This window comes from Glutamicibacter sp. AOP38-B1-38 (assembly GCF_052377485.1).
Lineage (GTDB): Bacteria > Actinomycetota > Actinomycetes > Actinomycetales > Micrococcaceae > Glutamicibacter.
The window spans coordinates 48,634-67,531 of sequence record NZ_JBQSWU010000024.1; the positions used below are offsets into that span (position 1 = coordinate 48,634).

An 18,898-nucleotide genomic window follows, 5' to 3' on the forward strand; every position below is an offset into this window, starting at 1 on the left:
GTTCATTCAGACGATAGGCCAGCCCAGTTGTACCGAGGCTTTGCGCGCCATGGTCATCACATCAATGTGGGTCAGGTTCCGGGAAAAAGCGGGTGCCATCGGGAAAGCGGTACGCGCGCGCGAAAAGAGAACCACCATGGGCGTACCAACCATCGTTGAATTCACGTAGATGCCGTCAATGTCAGCGCCAAGCTGCAGGTTGATCTCCTTAGCCCACGCTCGGCAAACATTCTTGGGCTGTCCATTCAAGGAAGCCGAGGCCCGATGTCTCAGCAGCCACGTAGATGTAGTCAAATCAAGGAGCTGAAGTGGGCGTATCGGCGACCACGCGGAGAGTGTTCGGCTCTTGTCGAAGGAAATCGCGCGAACTGTCTGAAAGACCTCGGCAAAGGCGGTGACGTAACTAGGAGTTGTGTAGGAGACTCCAATCCCGGGATGAACATTTACCGGGAGAGGATGAGGCTCCCATCTGAAAGCCTTGATTGGACCGTACTCGCGCAGGTTGTTCCATGGTGCGCCGAAGGCTCCGGAACTTGTGTGTATTCTCCACAGAGGTCCTTGCCAAATCCTCAAATCATGGGGGAGCAGGGTGAGCGGCACAGGTGGCTTGCGAGGATTCTTCGGTGCCTTGGCAGTCACTCGAATTCCAAATGAGAAACCAATTCCAGTACGGCTTCAAGTGCACCACCGGTAATAAGCCAATCCGCAGGGGAGCGCCCTCCGAGATAGTCCTCATTGGATTGGGTCATTACGGTTTCGATCGCCAGCGGGTGATAGAAACGCGGGAAAGCGGGAATCAGTTCCCGCAGTCCGGGGACCACGCCCTCGCTGGTGAACTGCCATTTCGGGAACAGGGATTGTTTCCCTTCACTTCGAGCTAGCGCGAAATAGTCACCCTTAGCTTTCGCGCGGCGCACATTCGCCTCGTCCCGACCAACGATCTGCGCAACTTCAGCGGTAGTGTAGGCGGATTTCTCCACCAGATCCAGTGATTTTGCTTGGGCGTCTAGGACGATCAAATCGGACTTCAGCCGTCCTTCAGGGCTTAAATCGGCCTCTGACAGGTCTGTGTTCTCCAGCAGGAAATTACGTTCGCCCTCGGTCAACGGTTCGCTGATGCTATCTGACACATCCGAAACTACGCGCAAGAAATCTCGGGGTGCCATGCTGCCACCGTGTTTGTCCAAGAAGATCTGTACCGTCGACTCCAGATCCTTCCGGATGTAGTTCATCGCGCCGCTCATAATCATGATGATACGCCGTATCCAACCGTGGATAAATAGGTAAACCCTGCCATGTGGACGACGGAACGCGAGAATCATGGACCGATGACGGCTACCGCGATTAAGCCGTGAATTACGACCACAAGCGTGCGGCAGAAATGTTCCGCAGTGAACGGAATCGATATGCGGGGGCGTCTTGGCATGCCCTGCCTGCCGAACAGGTTCATTCGCTCCCTGCGGCACTTGGCTGGAGGACTGCAGAGCGCGCGAATCGCAGTGCTGCCGGCAGGTCAAGATGCGGTAGAAAGCGCATGTCCAGCCGCGGTTGGGGCTTCGGTTCGCGATTCACTCTTGTTCCAAGGGATAATTGAAAGCATGAATTCGCAGTCAGAGATCATTGATCCATTCGGTACCACCGCTCTGGGTACTAGTTCGTCCCCGGCGCTGATCCGCATGCGCATGGTGCTTGGATACGACGGCGCAGCCTACAACGGCTGGGCGCGGCAGCCCAATGTCGTCGGTGTGCAGCAGCTGGTCGAAGAGGCACTGGAAACCCTGATCCGCCGCCTGGTCCGTGTGGTCGTCGCCGGACGCACCGATGCCGGGGTGCACGCGCGCCGGCAGGTAGTCCACTTCGATCTGACCGAGGAAGAGTATCTGGCTCTGCCGCGCAATTCGGATCTGTTACCGGGCCCGGCGCTTCTGCGCCGCATCAATGGCCTCTTGGGCCGCCAAGATAAGGCCGTGTGGGTCCATGAAGTGGCCAAGGCCGCCGAGGGTTTCGACGCACGCTTCTCCGCCTTGGCCCGTCGCTACTCCTACCGGATTGCCGACGGCATCCACCGCTGGGATCCACTGAGCCGGCAGCTGACCATGTGGTACCGCGAAGACATCAACATCGACCTGTTGAACGCCGAGGCCCGATCGGTCCTCGGACGCCACGACTTCCTCTCCTACTGCAAGCCGCGCCCGCGGGCCACTACCATCCGCACACTGCAGGAATTTGAATTCAGCCGTGCCGAAGACGGAAATATCGTGGTGCATTTGAAGGCCGACGCGTTTTGCCACAATATGGTGCGTTCGCTGATCGGGGCGGCGCTGCGTGTGGCCAGCGGCAGGGAAGAGCCCGGTTTCCTGGCCGAACGCCTGGCGCTGATGGTGCGCGATTCGAAGTCGATTCTGGCTCATCCGCACGCGTTGGTGCTCGAAGAGGTCTACTATCCTGATGACCACGAGCTCGCCGAGCGAGCGGCACTCACCAGGGCAAGACGCGACGTTTCGCAGAAGGATTCATTAAAAGACCTCGATTAATGACCCTTCGGGTGTCATTGCTCACCTAGAGGCACCTTTGTTTTGGTCGTCTGAGTGTTAATCGGCTAAACTTTTATGAGTTGTGTATGTCCACGTTCGACACTACACGCCCAAGCGTGACGGCTTAGTTGCATAGTCGCTGGTCTGCTGGGTGTGCGAACAATATATGGACGGCCGGTCATCATCAGTCCTCACCTGACGTACTGGTCTAAGCACAAGAACAACACGACAGTGCTCGTCACTGGAGGATCTCACGCCTCGACACCTGCGACTGTTTGACCAGAAACGAATCAACGTAAGGCAATTACTGTGCGTACGTACACCCCTAAGCCGGCTGACCAGACTCGTCAGTGGTTTGTCATTGACGCCACCGACGTAGTACTCGGCCGTCTCGCCGTCCAGGCCGCAACCCTGCTGCGCGGCAAGCATAAGCCAACCTTCGCAGCTCACATGGACATGGGCGACCATGTCATCATCATCAACGCCGAGAAGGTCGCCCTGACCGGTAAGAAGCTGAAGGACAAGCGCGCCTACCGTCACTCGGGCTTCCCGGGCGGTCTGAAGAGCGTTAACTACGCCGAGCTCCTTGAGAAGAACCCAGTTCTGGCCGTCGAGAAGGCCATCAAGGGCATGCTGCCAAAGAACAAGCTTTCCGACGCTCAGCTGTCCAAGCTGAAGGTATACCGCGACGCCGAGCACCCACACGCTGCTCAGGCTCCAAAGGTACTGGAAATCAGCCAGGTCGCTCAGTAGTACTGGCCCCGAGAACAAAGACTTAATAGGAGATTATCGTGGCTGAGAACGCTGAAGAGACCACCGAATTCGAAGGCGAAACCCCTTCGACTTACACCACCGAGACCGCTGCATCGACCGTCGTAGCCGACACCGAGCGCGCTCCACTAACCGTTCCAGGTGGCGCAGTAGGCCGCCGCAAGCAGGCTATTGCCCGCGTTCGCCTGATCCCAGGCTCGGGCAACTGGGTCGTCAACGGCCGCACCCTGGAAAACTTCTTCCCTAACAAGCTGCACCAGCAGGATGTTAACGAGCCATTCAAGGTTCTGGGTCTAGAAGGCGCATACGATGTTATCGCCCGTATCCACGGTGGCGGCATCTCCGGCCAGGCCGGCGCATTGCGTCTTGGCATTGCCCGCTCGCTGAACGAGATCGATCGCGATGCAAACCGCGCGGCGCTGAAGAAGGCCGGCTACTTGACTCGTGACGCACGCGTCATCGAGCGCAAGAAGGCTGGTCTCAAGAAGGCCCGCAAGGCTTCGCAGTTCTCGAAGCGCTAAACCTTACCCACAGGTTTCCCAAAGGCCCGCATCTTCGGATGCGGGCCTTTGGCCTTTAAACGCCCGTTTGTGACCTCTGAGCCATTAAAGTTTTCTCACATAGCGTTCCAAAGCTCACATGTGCACGGGTAAATCGATGCGCAGGGCTTATGATTGACGATGATGGCAAGGTTATTTGGGACCGATGGGGTCCGAGGAAAAGCAAACGAGTTGTTAACCCCCGAGCTGGCGCTGGATCTAGCGCAAGCAGCTTCGGTGGTTCTTGGTTTAAGTCAGTCGGAAGACGGACGCAAGCCGGTTGCCGTGGTGGCGAAGGATCCGCGTATCAGCGGCGACTTCCTCTCCGCCGCGATCGAGGCTGGTCTGGCCGCTTCCGGTGTTGACGTTAAGGATGCGGGCACGTTGCCGACTCCGGCCGCCGCATTCCTGGTCGGTGATCTCAACGCCGACTTCGGCGTGATGATCTCCGCCTCGCATAATGCCGCGCCGGATAACGGCATCAAGTTCCTGGCCCGGGGAGGCAAGAAGCTGGACGACGCGTTGGAAGACGCGATCGAAGCCTGCCTGGACATGCCGAACCCGCGCCCCACCGGTGGCGCCGTAGGAAGGATCTCGCGTTTCTCCGACGCCGAGGACCGCTACATCATGCACCTGCTGGCGGCTATGCCAAACCGCCTCGAAGGCGTCAAAGTGGTCCTGGACTGCGCCCACGGCGCGGCTTCGGGCTGCTCGCCAGAGGTATTCAAGAATGCCGGCGCAGAGGTCATTGTCATCGGCGCCGAGCCAGATGGCATCAACATCAATGACGGCTACGGCTCCACCCACCTGGAAAAGCTCCAGGCCGCCGTGCTCGAGCACGGTGCGGACCTGGGCATCGCACACGACGGCGACGCGGACCGCTGCCTCGCGGTGGACCACGAGGGCACCGTCGTCGACGGGGATCAGATCATGGCCGTGATGGCCATTGACCTCAAAGCCCGCGGCGAACTGGTGGATGACACCCTGGTGGCCACCGTGATGAGCAATCTCGGTTTGAAGATCGCCATGGAAGAAGCCGGCATCACGCTCAAGCAGACCGGCGTCGGAGACCGCTATGTGCTCGAAGGCATGCGCGAAGGCAACTACTCGCTGGGCGGCGAGCAGTCCGGCCACGTTATCTTCAGCAAGTACGCCACCACCGGTGACGGGGTGCTGACCGGCCTGCTACTGGCAGCCCGCGTGAAGGCCACCGGCAAGACCCTCAAGGAGCTTGCCTCCGTGCTCACCGTGCTGCCGCAGGTGCTGATCAATGTGCGCGGCGTGGACAAGGCAGGGGTTGCCGAGTGCGAACCGCTGCTCAATGAGATCGCCGGGACCGAGGCCCGCCTGGGTTCCACCGGACGGGTGCTCTTGCGCCCCTCGGGCACCGAGCCAGTGGTGCGCGTGATGGTCGAGGCCGCCACTCAGGACCAGGCCCAGCTCGAAGCGGAGCTGCTGGCCGGCGCCGTGGCAACGCACCTGGCGCTTTAAGGCAACCACCCAGTAAACATCAAGAAAACTCACACCCCCGTACCGCGTTCCCGCAGGGATCATGGTGCGGGGGTGTGGCATGCTAACTAGTAGTTATTGGGTTAGATATCTGGGGAGTAGTACTTCGTGACTTTGCGTATCAGCGTCATCGGCACCGGCTATCTTGGTGCAACCCATGCAGCGTGCATGGCAGAACTGGGCTATGAGGTCATCGGCCTGGATGTTAATCCGGAGAAGCTCCAGGCACTGGCGGCCGGGATCCTACCCTTCCACGAGCCGGGCCTGCCCGAGCTGCTGCGCAAGCATGTTTCCAGCGGGCGCCTGCGGTTCACCGACTCCTACGCGCAGGTGGCCGAACTGGCCGACATCCACTTTGTCACCGTCGGCACCCCGCAGCGCGCGGACTCCCAGTCCGCGGATATGAGCTATGTCGATGCGGCCGTGGACTCCCTGGTGGAACACATCAGCGGCGAGGCGCTGATCGTGGGCAAGTCCACGGTGCCCGTGGGCACCGCGCGCCGGCTGGCCGAACGCATCGAAGCCACCGCGAGCCCGGAAAGCCACATCACCTTGGCCTGGAACCCGGAGTTCCTGCGCGAGGGCTTCGCCGTGAAGGACACGCTGACGCCGGACCGCTTGGTCTACGGCCTGGGGGACGAGAGCGCGCTGGGCAAGCTGCGCGAGGTCTACGCACCGATCCTCGCCGCCGGCACCCCCGAGGTCGTCACCGACCTGGAAACCTCGGAGCTGGTCAAGGTGGCCGCCAACGCGTTCCTGGCCACCAAGATCTCCTTCATCAACGCCTTCGCCGAGGTCACCGAGAATGTCGGCGGGGACATCAAGACGCTGGCCGACGCGATCGGCCACGATGCGCGCATCGGCCGCAAATTCCTCAACGCCGGCGTCGGGTTCGGCGGCGGCTGCCTGCCCAAGGACATCCGCGCCCTCCAGGCGCGGGTCAGCGAGCTGGGCCTGAGTCAGACCATGGGCTTCCTCGCCGAGGTGGACCAGATCAACCTGCGCCGCCGCGACCGCGTGGTTTCGCTGGCTTCCTCGATCCTGGGGGAGCAGCTGGCGGGCAAGCGGATCTGCGTGCTCGGGGTGACCTTCAAGCCCGACAGCGACGACGTGCGCGACTCGCCGGCGCTGGACATCGCGGTGCGGCTGTACAACTCCGGGGCCGAGGTTTCGGTCTATGACCCGGAGGGCAATAAGAACGCGGCCGGACGTTTCCCGCGGCTGAACTATGTGGATTCCTGGCGCGAGGCGGCGAAGGCCGCGGACCTGGTGCTGCTGCTGACCGAATGGAACGAATTCCGGGCGCTGGACCCCCAAGAGCTCGGCGAGGTTGTTGGCACCCGCGCGCTGATCGATGGACGCAATGTGCTGGACCGCCCGATGTGGCGCGAGCAGGGCTGGGTAATCACCGGGCCCGGCGAGAAGTTCGAGCTCGACTAAAAGTAAACCCTGAAAAGAAAATGTGGTCTCTGCGTATCGCGCAGAGACCACATTTTTCTGATTTAAGAGGCTTTGCCTAGAAGCCGAATTCCTTCATGACCGCCGGCAGGTTTTCGATCAAGCGCGAGGCGCTCACGGTACCTTGCTCGGCGCTCACCCGGCCCAGATGGCCGTGGATGACCGCCGCGCAGGCGGTGAGCTCCATCAGGCGGTCATTGCTGACGGTCTCCAGGCCCTGGATGCCCGTTAGCGAGCTGTCGGAGAGCAGATAGCCGAGAATGCCCGTGAGCACGTCTCCAGAGCCTGCAGTCGCCAGCTGGGCCGCCGCATGGCAGACCACGAGGTTGGCACCGTCCGGGGCGACCACATAGCTGGTCGGACCCTTCAGCAGCACCACCGCGTTGTAGGCAAGAGCCACCCAACGGGTCCAGCGGATCGGGTCCTGGGCGACTTCCTCGGTGGTGACGCTCACTCCGGCGCGGCGCAGCAGCATGCGAAGCTCCTTGGCATGCGGGGTCAGCACGCGCGGCTGCTCGCTGGGTCCGGCGGGAACCACGTCCAGTCCGCTGGCGTCGATGACCGCCGGCTGGCGGCTGTCGAAGACGTTGGCGATAACCCCGGTGGGGGGAGTGCGGCTGTCGATTCCCGGGCCAATGGCCCAGGCCGAGATCTTCGCGCCGCGCCCGTGGAGGTGGCGGCGGGCCAAGGACAATGCCTCGGAGATCTGCTGGTCATCCAGCGGAACGGTTTCCGGGGCGGCAATGGACAGCAGTGGCTGCACCTCTCCGGGTACATGGGTGCGCAGCAGGCCTGCACCGCAGGCAACCGCGGCCCGTGCGGTCAGCAGCGCGGCACCGGGGTAGAGCGCGGAGCCGGCAATGAGGCCGAGGACGCCACGTTCGTACTTGTGGCGCCCGGCGTCCCGCCAGCTGCGGTGCTCATCGAGCAGCGCACGGGCCGAGAGCTCGTCGACCAAATCGGTTTCCGGGCTGAGCGCGGAAAAATCGAAGTCCAGGCCGGCCACCTGAATCTCACCGGTCACCAAGGGTGCGTCGCGGGAGATCAGTCCGGTCTTCAGCGCCCCGAAGGTGATGGTGCGCTCGGCAAGCAGCACCTGGTCATCGGCAACGCCGGTTTCGCAGTCCAGCCCCGAGGGAACATCGCAGGCCAGGACCCGTGCGCCGGTGGGCAGCTGGGGCAGCTGTGCCCCGGGGCGGTAGCCAATTCCATAGATCGCATCGATGACCAAGGCCGCCGCAGCCAGCTCGGACTGGCCTGCTGACACCGGCTTCACGGTGCCGGAAGCAGCGGTATAGGCCTTCAAGGCTTCGGTGTGGCAGGTGTCGGTGCACTGCAGGGCGAGGGTCTGGTAGCCGCGCTGGGCCAGTTCGGCCAACGCGTAGAGCCCGTCACCGCCGTTGTTGCCCGGACCGATCAGGGCGACCACCAGGGCGTCGGTGGCCGTTGGCGCTTGGGACAGCATGCTCTCGGCCGCGGCGGCGAGTTCGCTGGCGGCGGCGCGCATCAGCGCTTCACTTCCACGTGTGGAGATCTCTTGGGCCTCGACCGCACGGACTTGCGCAACACTGTAGACAGGGATCATAAGACAAACTTTACTCACCCAAGCGGTGATACGCCCGTTTTAACTGCTAACGTGTCGTTTTATCGCTCGGCGACAACCATGGCCACGGCCATATCGCCGTCATGTGACATGGTCAGATGCCAGGAAGTAATGCCGCGGTGTTCACTGGCGGCGGCGACGGTCCCGCGAATGAGCACCTGCGGATCTCCGGCCTCGTCCTTGGCGATGGTGCAATCCTGCCAATTCATACCTACCGGGGCGCCCAGAGCCTTGGCGATGGCCTCCTTGGCGGCGAATCGCACGGCCAGGGAGCGAAGCGGCAAATCGCGTTCCACGGCGGTGAAGAGTCGTTCACGCAGGCGTGGGGTGCGTTCGAGCTGTCGGCCAAAGCGTGGCACGTCGACAATGTCGACACCGATTCCTGCAATCATGATCTCCAGTCTATCCAGAGCCTTGGAAGAGAAAAAAATTGCGGGCACCCCCGAAGGGATGCCCGCAATTATGGAAAATGGCTATCCACTTAACTGCCGTGATTACGACGATCTCCAAGGCCTAGCAATCGATAAATTCGCCAATGACCTCGGAGCATAATACTCAGTTGTTGGACCCACTCGACTAATGGTGCCCGTTCGGCGGTGAACACGAGCGATATCCTGGTACGAACTAGGACCAGCTTCCACCGACGCCTCCAGCAACCGGAAGAACACCAACCCTCGGCTTTGAGCATGTCTGCGATTGAACCGATAGATAAACTCATCTAGATACCCTTGCAACTGCTCAGACTGCACGCTGCCTTGATATGTTCCATCCAATACACGCCTGACAAGCGAGAACAATCGATGAACCCCTGGCAAAGAAACATGCGCTGGCAATCCACTGACCGAGACATTATGTATTTCATGCTGAACACCAGCATTCTTCGTAGCCTTCAAATATCCACGCCAGCCATCAGTAACCAAGGTCGAACCTGGTTGGATTTGCTGGTGGATGAACCGCTCAAGGCTCGGGCTTTTTGCATCGGGCAGTATCTGCAACCTCGCTCGGCCGAAGCTTCGTCCTGACCTTTCGATCGCACCGGCAACCACTAACTTACCCGCGGCACCGCGTCCAGTAACCCCTGGTTTTCCTTTGCCGCCGAGATAGGTTTCATCCATTTCGACGTTTCCACTCAACAACTCATGATGACTATTGCTCATGACCGTCCGGAACTTTTGAAGCATGGTCCAAGCGCTTTGGTAACTGCCTAGGCCGGTGGTTCTTTGTAAACTCAGCGCCGAGATTCCTTGTTTTGATACGGTCATCAGCCAAGCCGCTTCAAACCATATCGTCAGAGGTGTTCGGGTACGATGAAATATAGTCCCTGACGTGGCACTGAAGCGGCGTCCGCAGCCAGAGCAACGATGGATTCCTGCCAGATCTGCCCAGTCCCCGATACTGAAACAACTTGGGCAGAGGAAGCCGTCCGGCCAGCGCAACCAGTCAAGATAGTCGGAACAGTCGGCGTCAGTGGGAAACCACGAGCGGAATTGAGCCAATGACGTTGGATAATCTTTTCCGGCCGTCGGTGAAGTCCGCATGCGTCAAACGATACGCGTACTTCGCCGGGATTACGGCAGTTAAGTGGATAGCCATTTTATGGAAAAGCGTAGACTACTCCACGGTTACCGACTTGGCCAGGTTTCGAGGCTGGTCCACGTCGAAGCCCTTGGCCGAGGCTAGTTCGCAAGCGAAGAGCTGCAGCGGCACGGTGGCCAGCAGCGGCATCAGCAGCGTTGGAGTCTCCGGGACGTAGAAGACCCACTCGGAGTAGTCCTTCACATCGTGATCGCCGTCTTCGGCGATGACCAGGGTCTTGGCGCCACGGGCGCGGACCTCCTGGATGTTCGAGACAACCTTCGAGTGCAGCGAATCGCGGCCGCGCGGGGAAGGAACCACCACGAAGACCGGCTGGCCGTCGTCGATCAGGGCGATCGGTCCGTGCTTCAGCTCGCCGGCGGCGAAGCCCTCGGCGTGGATGTAGGCGATCTCCTTGAGCTTCAGCGCGCCTTCCATGGCCACCGGGTAACCGACGTGGCGGCCCAGGAACAGCACCGAGGAAGCGTCTTCCATCGAGCGGGCAAGTTCCTTGATCTCGTCGGCGCGATCCAGGATGTCCTGGATCTTCGCCGGGATCTTGCCCAGGTCGGCCAGGATGTCCTTGATCTGGCCCTGGAAGAGGTTGCCGCGCAGCTGCGCCAGGTACAGGCCCAGCAGGTAAGTGGCGGTGATCTGCGCCAGGAAGGCCTTGGTGGAAGCCACCGCGATCTCCGGACCGGCGTGGGTGTAGAGCACCGCGTCGGATTCGCGCGGGATGGTCGAGCCGTTGGTGTTGCAGATCGACATGGTCTTTGCACCCTGCTCCTTGGCATAGCGCACGGCCATCAGGGTGTCCATGGTTTCCCCGGACTGCGAGATCGAAACGATCAGGGTCTTCTCGTCAACGATCGGCTCGCGGTAGCGGAACTCGTGTGAGAGCTCCACCTCGACCGGAATGCGGCACCAGGATTCGATGGCGTACTTGGCTACGGAACCGGCGTAAGCGCTGGTGCCGCAGGCGAGCACAACGATCTTGGAGATCTTGGAAAGTTCTTCCGGATCGATGCGCAGCTCATCGAGGGTCAGGCGGCCATCGGCGTCCGAGCGGCCCAAGAGGGTGTCGGCCACGGCGGCTGGCTGGTCGAAGATTTCCTTCTCCATGAAGGAAGGGAAGCCGCCCTTTTCGGCGCTGGCTGCATCCCAGTCAACGTGGAATTCCTTGCCTTCGGCAGGGTTGCCGTCGAAGTCGGTGATGCTGTGGGTATTCGGGGTGATGGTCACGATCTGGTCCTGGCCCAGTTCCACCGCACGACGGGTGAAGTCGATGAAGCCAGAGACATCGGAACCGAGGAAGTTTTCGCCATCGCCCAGGCCCAGCACGAGCGGGGAGTTGCGGCGGGCTGCCACGACGACGCCCGGGTGGTCTTGGTGAACTGCCAGCAGGGTGAAGGCACCTTCGAGGTGCTTCACGGCCAGCTGCATGGCCAGGGTGAGATCGCCATTGGCTTCGGTGCTGTAGAGCTTGCCCAGCAGGGCGGCTGCAACCTCGGTATCGGTGTCCGAGAGGAGCTCGACCCCTTCGGCCACCAGCTTTGCCTTGATGCCCGCGAAGTTCTCAATGATTCCGTTGTGGATCATTGCAAGCTTGCCGCCATCGGCCAGGTGAGGGTGGGCGTTGCCGTCGCTTGGCCCGCCGTGGGTGGCCCACCGAGTGTGGCCGATACCGGTGTGAGACCCAGGCAACGGTTCCTCGGCGATAACATTTTCCAGGTTGACAAGTTTGCCAGCCTTCTTGCGTGAGTGAATGGCACCATCGGCGACCACGGCAACACCGGCCGAGTCATAACCGCGGTACTCCAACCGACGTAAACCTTCAATTAGAACGTCAAGTGCACCGTGATCGGTGACTGAGCTTGACGCTCCCGCATATCCAACAATTCCGCACATAGGAAAAAGCGTACCGGTTGATTCCCCAATGATGGGAGATATCGTGGCGCATCACTCAAAAAGTCGCGTGTCATAGGTCACCGGAGAACGCGACCTAGGGGTCATGTGCAAAGAAAGCGATGGCAAAGTTTGGGTAGTTGGGGTAATCCTTGGCAGAATTTGTCTCCGTGGAACCACAAGGAACGTTAGAGACACCGATTACCCCTTTCGTCGAGCTAGAGCGCGAGACCTGGGCCCGTCTCTCTAACAAGATGGAACAACCCCTCAACGAAGAGGATATTGAACGGCTGCGCGGTTTAGGCGACGCGTTGGACCTCGATGAGATTCGCGACGTATACCTGCCATTGAGCCGTTTGCTGTACCTCTATGTCCAAGGCGCCGGGGCAACGCACCGGGCAACAACGACATTCCTCGGCGAGCAAACGAGCCGCACACCCTTTGTCATCGGCGTCGCCGGTTCGGTGGCGGTAGGCAAGTCCACCACCGCCCGCGTGCTTCGCGACATGCTGCGCCGCTGGCCGGAAACTCCGGACGTGCAGCTGATTACCACCGACGGGTTCCTTTACCCCAATGCAGAGCTTGAGCGCCGCGGCATCATGGACCGCAAGGGATTCCCGGAGTCCTATGACCGCCGCGCGCTGCTGCGCTTTGTCTCGGCGGTGAAGTCCGGTGTTCCGGAAGTCGGCGCCCCGGTGTACTCGCACCTGACCTACGACATCATTCCCGAAGAGCGCAATGTGATTCGCTCGCCGCAGGTGCTGATCGTCGAGGGGCTGAACGTTTTGCAGCCGGCGCGGACCCGTTCGGATGGAACCGTAGGCCTGGCGCTCAGCGACTTCTTCGACTTCTCCGTCTATGTCGACGCGCGGACCAAGGACATTGAAGAGTGGTACATCCGCCGTTTCATGAACCTGCGCTCGGGCGCTTTCGCCGACCCGGCGAGCTATTTCCACCGCTATGCGCAGCTGACCGACGACGAGGCGCGCGAGACGGCGCACGGCATCTGGAAGCGCATCAACGAACCGAATTTGAAGGAAAATGTGCTGCCTACCCGTGGCCGTGCGCAGTTGGTGCTGCGCAAGAGCGCGGATCATTCGGTGCACCGGATGCTGCTTCGCAAAATCTAGACATTCTTCCTAACGGGAACCGAATTTCTTACAAAATTTAAGTTTTCGCGCAAAATGTCCGCTCTCGCTGTGTTTTTGCTGTGTATGCTCAAATCATGCTTAAGGGATTCCGCGATTTTATAATGAAGGGCAACGTCGTCGATCTGGCGGTTGCCGTTGTGATCGGTGCCGCATTCGGTGCCGTAATTACCGCCCTGGTCGACAATGTGCTGATGCCATTGATCGCCGCCTTGGTCGGTTCGCCATCATTCGATGGCTTCCTGCTACTGACCATCAACGGAGTTGACATCAAGTTCGGTGTCTTCCTGACCGCACTGGTCAACTTCCTGTTGATCGCAGCAGCTGTCTACTTCGCACTGGTGCTGCCAATGACGAAGGCCAACGAAGCAATGGCCCGCCGCCGCGGCATTGTCGATGAAGAAGATCCTATCGACCCACAGCTGGCCTTGCTGGAGCAGATCCGCGACGAACTGAAAACACTCCGCTAACAACCCACACAAACGCGCAAGGGCCGCTGCTCTCAAACATGTTTTGAGCGTAGTGGCCCTTTACCTTTAACCTGCCAACGGGCGGTGGTCCGGAGGCTACGGGTACCAGCGCGGCATCGGTGGCAGAAAAGTGGGAAGATAGTTTGGTGAACTCTGAATCTCTTGAGGAAATCAACGCGCCGGAAGCAGGCGACACCGCTCCTTACATTGGTTGGGAACGCCGTGCAGTAATCGACCTGTCCGCGATTCGCAGCAACGTCAAGCAAGTCGCCGATCTGGTGGCTCCGGCTAAAGTCATGGCCGTGGTCAAGGCCGACGGATACGGGCACGGAGCTTTGCCGGTTGCCACCGCGGCACTGGAGGCCGGTGCGCGCTGGATTGGCTGCGCGCATGTGGCCGAGGCCCTGGCCCTGCGCGAGGCGGGCATCGAGGCGCCCATGCTCGCTTGGCTGCACACCAATGACACGCCATTCGAAAAGGCCATCTCCGAGGGAATCGACCTCGGAGTCTCCGGCTGGGATCTGGAGCTGATCGCGGCCGCCGCGCAGGCGGTACAGACCCCGGCCCGCATCCACCTGAAGGTTGATACCGGGCTTGGACGCAACGGATCCACCATGGCCGACCTTCCCTCCTTGCTGGAACGCGCCGCGAAGTTCCAATCCGAAGGCCTGCTGCGCGTCGTAGGAGTGTTCTCCCACCTTGCGGTCGCCGATGAACCGGAGCGCCCCGAAACGGATCTGCAGCTTGAGGTCTTCGATCAGGCCATCGAAATGGTGGAGGCCGCCGGGTTCAATCTGGAAATGCGCCACGTCGCCAATACCCCGGCGATTCTCTCGCGCCCGGACTCGCACCACGAAATGGTGCGCCTAGGTCTTGGCCTCTACGGGTTGAGCCCGTTCGAAGGTGAAACACCGGCCACCTATGGTTTGCGTCCGGCAATGAAGCTGGTCACCAAGGTCGCCAACGTGAAGAAGGTCAACAACGGGCAGGGCGTCTCCTACGGGCTGCGCTACCTCACCGCAAAAGAAACCTACCTGGCGCTGATCCCGATGGGATACGCCGATGGGCTGCCACGTGTGGCAACCGGTGCTCCGGTCACCATCCACGGCAAGACCTACCCGGTGCGTGGCACGATCGCCATGGACCAGTGCGTTATTGATCTTGGGCTGGATATTGATCCGGCCGAATTCCTCGGCGCCGAAGCGATTATCTTCGGCGAAGGCGGAGAGTCCGCGACCACCTGGGCGCACGCGGCCAACACCATCAACTACGAGATGGTCACCCGCATCTCACCGCGCGTCCCGCGCTACTACGTTGAGGGAACCTGGGGCCAAGCCGGTGACTAAGGAAGTTTTGGAATTTAGCTGCCAACTCGAAGACCTGACCGCGACCGAAGCGCTCGGTGAAGCACTGGGCGGTCGCTTGTCCGCGGGGGACTTGGTGATCCTCACCGGATCCCTCGGGGCCGGCAAGACCACCTTGACCCAATCGCTCGGGCTAGGCCTGAACGTCCGCGAGGGAATCATCTCGCCCACCTTCGTGCTGGCCCGCCAGCACCCGTCATTGGGGAATGGGCCGGGGCTGATCCACGTGGATGCCTACCGGCTCAACGGGGACAGCGACGTGGACACCCTTGATCTGGAATCCACCCTGGCCGATTCGGTCACCGTAGTGGAGTGGGGGCTTGGCAAGGTTGAGCACTTGAGTGATTCGCGGCTGGAAATCCAGCTGGACCGCGAGGTCTGGGCCGTTCCGGCGAGCAACCAGTGGGAAGAATCAGACGAAGAGCTAGACGAACCTCGCCTATTCACGCTCAAGGCCATAGGCCCGCGCTGGGCCGACGAGAATTTCACCGAACTGAAAAACGCTTTGCTGCAGGCCATCGGGCTGCAACACTCGGGAGAAACACATGCCTAACTATCTGTCCATAGACACCTCGGCGCACGCCTCGGTGGCGCTGGTCGATTGCACCACTGGTTCAGTAATCGCTCAGAGAACCTCGCCGAAAGGCAACGACCAGACCGAAACTCTGGCCAGCTATGTCCGAGACCTGCTGGAGGAGAACAATGAAGAGGGCAAGAACTTGGCTGGCATCTTCGTTGGCGTGGGTCCAGGACCCTATACCGGACTACGCGTGGGACTCGTCGCCGCACGGACCTTCGGCTTTGTCTGGAAGGTTCCGGTGCATGGGGTCTTGTCCTTGCATGCGCTCGCCGAACGGGTGCTGGACACTGAACAGGTACCGGCAGAATTTGTGGTGGCCGCTGATGCCCGCCGCAAAGAAGTGTACTGGGCCAAATACAATGCCACGGGTGAACTGCTGGACGGGCCCCACGTGGGAACAGCAGCGACCCTGCCTGCCTTGCCTGTCTACGGCGTGGGTGCCTCGCTCTATCCCGAACAACTAGTTGTTGCCGGCGCGCACGGTGTGGAAGAGTCGCTGGACTGGATCGCACAGGCAGGAGAGCTGGGCCGGCGCGGACTCAAGGATCTTGCAAAGGGCGTGGACTTGAGCGACACCGCTCCGCAGTACTTGCGTGAATCAGATGCCCAGGTACCGGCGTTCATGAAGAAGGCCAAAGCATGAGCATTACCCTTCGCGAGATGACATCCGAAGACATTCCCGCAGTCCACACGCTGGAAACCCAGCTGTTCCCCGAGGACGCTTGGCCACTGGCCGGATTCGAAGCCGAGCTGGCTCAGCTGGAGACCCGAAAATACTGGGTCTATGAGGACGCCGGTAAGATCATCGGCTACGCCGGCTTATGCACCGTGCTGCCAATCGCCGACGTGCAAACCATCGCGATCATTCCCGAGTACCAAGGCCAAGGACTAGGCCGGGCACTGCTGACGGAACTGATCAACACCGCACGGGCCAACCGCGCCTTGGATCTGATGCTCGAGGTGCGCTTTGACAACCCCTCAGCCATTGGACTCTATGAGTCCATGGGATTTGAGACCATCCATCGCCGCCCGCGATACTACAAGGGCGGCATCGATGCGCTGATCATGTGCCTTCCACTGCATACGCCAGACACCACGGAGGCCACCGAATGAGCACCCCGCAGCACCCCTTAGTACTGGGGATCGAATCCTCTTGTGATGAAACAGGAATCGGGATCGTGCGTGGTACCCAGTTGCTGGCCAACACCGTATCCAGCTCCATGGATGAACATGTGCGTTTCGGGGGAGTCATCCCGGAGATCGCCGCCCGCGCGCACCTCGAAGCGTTTGTGCCTACCTTGGAACAGGCGCTCGCCGAAGCTGACGTGACCTTGGAGGAAATCGACGCCATCGCTGTCACCAGCGGACCCGGGCTAGCCGGGGCACTTATGGTGGGCGTGGCCGCGGCAAAGGCGCTGGCGCTGGCCACCGACAAACCGCTGTACGGCATCAACCACCTGGTTGCACACGTGGGTGTCGGGGTGCTTGAGGGTACTGTACTTCCACCGACCTTCGGCGCGCTGCTGGTCTCCGGTGGCCACACCGAAATCCTGAAAGTCACCTCGTTGACCAACGACGTGCAGCTGCTTGGTGCGACCATCGATGATGCGGCTGGCGAAGCCTATGACAAGACGGCTCGTCTGTTGGGGCTCGGATATCCAGGTGGGCCGGCCATAGACAAAGCAGCCAAAGACGGAGACAAAAAGGCGTTCCGTTTCCCGCGAGGGCTGTCGCTGCCAAAATTCGTGGGTTCCGCCGAAGCGCCGGGCAAGCACCGGAACAACTTCTCCTTCTCGGGTCTGAAGACCGCCGTGGCGCGTTGCGTGGAGCATTTCGAAGCGTCGGGGGAGCCGATCCCGGTAGCGGATATTTCCGCATCTTTCCAGGAAGCGGTGGTGGACGTGATTACCTCCAAGGCTGTGCGCGCTATGCAGGAGAATGGCCTGAAGACTTTGCTGCTGGGTGGGGGAGTGGCTGCCAATACACGATTGCGTGAATTACTGGCTGCGCGTTGCGCTTCGGCTGGAATCACGTTAGTGGTTCCGCCGTTCTCGCTGTGCACGGATAACGGGGGCATGGTTGCCGCGCTTGGTGCTCAGTTAGTGGCCGCTGGCGCCGAGCCTTCGGGACTGGATTTTGCTACAGATTCGTCGCAACCGGTAACCGAGATAGTTGCACAGTGGTGCTAGTTGTAAAAAATCACCGTGAACATCAAACTTGATATCAGCAAGTTGCATTTTCACAACAATGTGTACCATGAGTTTGACTAAGAAATCTACGAAACGCCGGCGAATACCCCCGACTGATTACTGGTGGCTCCTCCAACCAGGAATGGTTTCGTTCAACTTAGTTAGTCGTTCCTCCGGCAGCTTTTTTTGACTTCGGTTTTGGTGCTGTATGTGCAGCCAAACGCCCAAAGTATGTTCGAGTTCTGTCGTGTAATTACGGTACCTTGGAAAATGCCCAGCCTGGGAAACATAATCTGCAACCATCTGAAGTCTGTCTAGCCAGTGTCGGGCCAACACATCATGGCGCGAGGTAGCTCGCCATTCAAGGGCAGAGTCAAGAAGGAATACTTTTCCAGGCGACATCTCGCCACGCGCGTATGACCTTTGCTGGCTGACTAGCCACGCATGAAGTCTCGCTTCTTTTGCGGTTGCTTTGGTAATAGGTAGTCGATCGTTTTCGTCAATAAATTCTTTCATCAAGTTCAACTGCTTCCGCCATTGAATGGATGGCCGATCCGGGTGGCGTGAATTTAGAGCTTCAAGATGCCTCGACTGGAAACCAGGCTCGTATTGTTCGCGCCTTCGCAAATGAAAATGTACCGTTGAAACGTTGCGTGCACATAAATCTGCGATTTCACGGGCCGTCAGCCCGGCACTATACATGAGGTCCCACTCAGGATGCCTTGAATCTTCCCATCCAGTCATGGAACGATCCTATTTTGATGTTCGTAGATTTGTCTATGCGCGGTTTGGCTTCCAGATATTTTATTTATAGGACTAATTTGAATTTTGAGCAATTCAGGCAAACGCGATTCATATCTTTAATGTATGCTAATTGTTAAGGTTTGCCTTTACTTATTTAATTAATGATTTATGGTTAAGTATATCTATAAGTTTCTAATCATTAATCCCGGTTACGCTGATTACTTGAATGGTATGAAGGATAATTTCCGCGCAATTCGATGAATGAGCGTTTTCTTTCTACTGACTTTAAGAATAATCGTCATCTAGGCAGAGAATTTTAGATCCAAGCTAGGATTTCGCACTAGACTTGAGTGGAAGTTGCTCGCTTCGCTTTGGGCTCCTTCCTAGCGGTTTAGTATCCACGCCGTTTCCGACGGGTCAGATCATCGAGCAACTCATTGCCAAAGGTGAATATGATGCATAGGGAAAAGTGAGTCCCTTGACACTAGCTGGCAAGCAATCTTGCTCGC

At 59.6% G+C, this 18,898-nt stretch carries 19 protein-coding genes; 12 read left to right on the plus strand and 7 right to left on the minus strand.

The genetic code is table 11. From position 1 onward, the window contains the following. Positions 1-6 precede the first annotated feature (6 nt). Both ACT3TP_RS14105 and ACT3TP_RS14110 read right to left on the minus strand, forming a co-directional pair. Positions 7-639 carry an RES family NAD+ phosphorylase gene (locus ACT3TP_RS14105; protein WP_444620846.1) on the minus strand — a complete coding sequence of 211 codons (633 nt, stop codon included), beginning with the start codon at positions 637-639 and terminating at the stop codon, positions 7-9. After that, a complete protein-coding gene (locus ACT3TP_RS14110) occupies positions 636-1,322 on the minus strand; it encodes a hypothetical protein (RefSeq protein WP_444620847.1) in 687 nt (228 codons plus the stop codon). Before ACT3TP_RS14110 ends, ACT3TP_RS14105 begins: the two co-directional genes overlap by 4 nt. Before the next feature lie 354 nt (positions 1,323-1,676). Here ACT3TP_RS14110 and truA point away from each other — a divergent pair, with 354 nt between their 5' ends. From truA to ACT3TP_RS14135, 5 genes are all read left to right on the plus strand, one after another. Continuing rightward, on the plus strand, positions 1,677-2,534 hold the full coding sequence (truA, locus tag ACT3TP_RS14115) for a tRNA pseudouridine(38-40) synthase TruA (RefSeq protein ID WP_444620861.1): 858 nt from the start codon (positions 1,677-1,679) through the stop codon (positions 2,532-2,534). A 309-nt stretch (positions 2,535-2,843) separates the two neighbouring features. Next, the gene (rplM, locus tag ACT3TP_RS14120) at positions 2,844-3,287 is read left to right on the plus strand and encodes a 50S ribosomal protein L13 (protein WP_096283625.1); all 444 of its coding nucleotides are present in this window, start codon (positions 2,844-2,846) and stop codon (positions 3,285-3,287) included. A gap of 38 nt (positions 3,288-3,325) precedes the next feature. Further along, positions 3,326-3,826, plus strand: coding sequence for a 30S ribosomal protein S9 (gene rpsI / locus ACT3TP_RS14125; protein ID WP_096283623.1), 501 nt, complete (start codon positions 3,326-3,328; stop codon positions 3,824-3,826). 162 nt (positions 3,827-3,988) lie between these two features. Continuing rightward, complete coding sequence (gene glmM / locus ACT3TP_RS14130; RefSeq protein WP_096283776.1) at positions 3,989-5,335, plus strand: phosphoglucosamine mutase; 1,347 nt, start codon at positions 3,989-3,991, stop codon at positions 5,333-5,335. A 126-nt stretch (positions 5,336-5,461) separates the two neighbouring features. Further along, positions 5,462-6,793: a UDP-glucose dehydrogenase family protein gene (locus tag ACT3TP_RS14135; protein ID WP_444620848.1), complete on the plus strand. Its 1,332-nt coding sequence runs from the start codon at positions 5,462-5,464 to the stop codon at positions 6,791-6,793. Positions 6,794-6,869: 76 nt separating this feature from the next. Here ACT3TP_RS14135 and ACT3TP_RS14140 read toward each other — a convergent pair whose 3' ends face one another. The 4 genes from ACT3TP_RS14140 to glmS all read right to left on the minus strand — a co-directional run bounded on the left by ACT3TP_RS14140 (position 6,870) and on the right by glmS (position 11,897). After that, positions 6,870-8,396 (minus strand): NAD(P)H-hydrate dehydratase, encoded by a 1,527-nt coding sequence (locus ACT3TP_RS14140; protein ID WP_444620849.1) that lies wholly within the window; start codon positions 8,394-8,396, stop codon positions 6,870-6,872. A 59-nt stretch (positions 8,397-8,455) separates the two neighbouring features. Further along, positions 8,456-8,806: a holo-ACP synthase gene (locus ACT3TP_RS14145; protein ID WP_444620850.1), complete on the minus strand. Its 351-nt coding sequence runs from the start codon at positions 8,804-8,806 to the stop codon at positions 8,456-8,458. A 102-nt stretch (positions 8,807-8,908) separates the two neighbouring features. After that, positions 8,909-9,952: an IS1595 family transposase gene (locus ACT3TP_RS14150; RefSeq protein ID WP_444620851.1), complete on the minus strand. Its 1,044-nt coding sequence runs from the start codon at positions 9,950-9,952 to the stop codon at positions 8,909-8,911. A gap of 73 nt (positions 9,953-10,025) precedes the next feature. Then, positions 10,026-11,897, minus strand: a complete 1,872-nt coding sequence (glmS, locus tag ACT3TP_RS14155; protein WP_096283615.1) for a glutamine--fructose-6-phosphate transaminase (isomerizing) — start codon at positions 11,895-11,897, stop codon at positions 10,026-10,028. Between the two features lie 167 nt (positions 11,898-12,064). On the opposite strand from glmS, the gene coaA reads away from it, so the two are divergent. From coaA to tsaD, 7 genes are all read left to right on the plus strand, one after another. Then, positions 12,065-13,024, plus strand: coding sequence for a type I pantothenate kinase (gene coaA, locus ACT3TP_RS14160; protein ID WP_444620852.1), 960 nt, complete (start codon positions 12,065-12,067; stop codon positions 13,022-13,024). 95 nt (positions 13,025-13,119) lie between these two features. Continuing rightward, complete coding sequence (mscL, locus tag ACT3TP_RS14165; protein WP_105553122.1) at positions 13,120-13,512, plus strand: large conductance mechanosensitive channel protein MscL; 393 nt, start codon at positions 13,120-13,122, stop codon at positions 13,510-13,512. A gap of 146 nt (positions 13,513-13,658) precedes the next feature. Then, positions 13,659-14,858: an alanine racemase gene (alr, locus tag ACT3TP_RS14170; RefSeq protein ID WP_444620854.1), complete on the plus strand. Its 1,200-nt coding sequence runs from the start codon at positions 13,659-13,661 to the stop codon at positions 14,856-14,858. Beyond that, positions 14,851-15,429 (plus strand): tRNA (adenosine(37)-N6)-threonylcarbamoyltransferase complex ATPase subunit type 1 TsaE, encoded by a 579-nt coding sequence (tsaE, locus tag ACT3TP_RS14175; RefSeq protein WP_444620856.1) that lies wholly within the window; start codon positions 14,851-14,853, stop codon positions 15,427-15,429. The genes alr and tsaE overlap by 8 nt, the downstream gene beginning before the upstream one ends. Next, positions 15,422-16,099 (plus strand): tRNA (adenosine(37)-N6)-threonylcarbamoyltransferase complex dimerization subunit type 1 TsaB, encoded by a 678-nt coding sequence (gene tsaB, locus ACT3TP_RS14180; RefSeq protein WP_444620857.1) that lies wholly within the window; start codon positions 15,422-15,424, stop codon positions 16,097-16,099. Before tsaE ends, tsaB begins: the two co-directional genes overlap by 8 nt. Next, entirely contained in the window at positions 16,096-16,569 is a 474-nt protein-coding gene (rimI, locus tag ACT3TP_RS14185) for a ribosomal protein S18-alanine N-acetyltransferase (RefSeq protein WP_444620858.1), read from the plus strand. Before tsaB ends, rimI begins: the two co-directional genes overlap by 4 nt. Beyond that, positions 16,566-17,645, plus strand: coding sequence for a tRNA (adenosine(37)-N6)-threonylcarbamoyltransferase complex transferase subunit TsaD (gene tsaD / locus ACT3TP_RS14190; protein WP_444620859.1), 1,080 nt, complete (start codon positions 16,566-16,568; stop codon positions 17,643-17,645). Before rimI ends, tsaD begins: the two co-directional genes overlap by 4 nt. Positions 17,646-17,762: 117 nt before the next feature. On the opposite strand, the gene ACT3TP_RS14195 is transcribed toward tsaD, so the two are convergent. Beyond that, the gene (locus ACT3TP_RS14195) at positions 17,763-18,389 is read right to left on the minus strand and encodes a helicase associated domain-containing protein (protein WP_444620860.1); all 627 of its coding nucleotides are present in this window, start codon (positions 18,387-18,389) and stop codon (positions 17,763-17,765) included. Positions 18,390-18,898 lie beyond the last annotated feature (509 nt).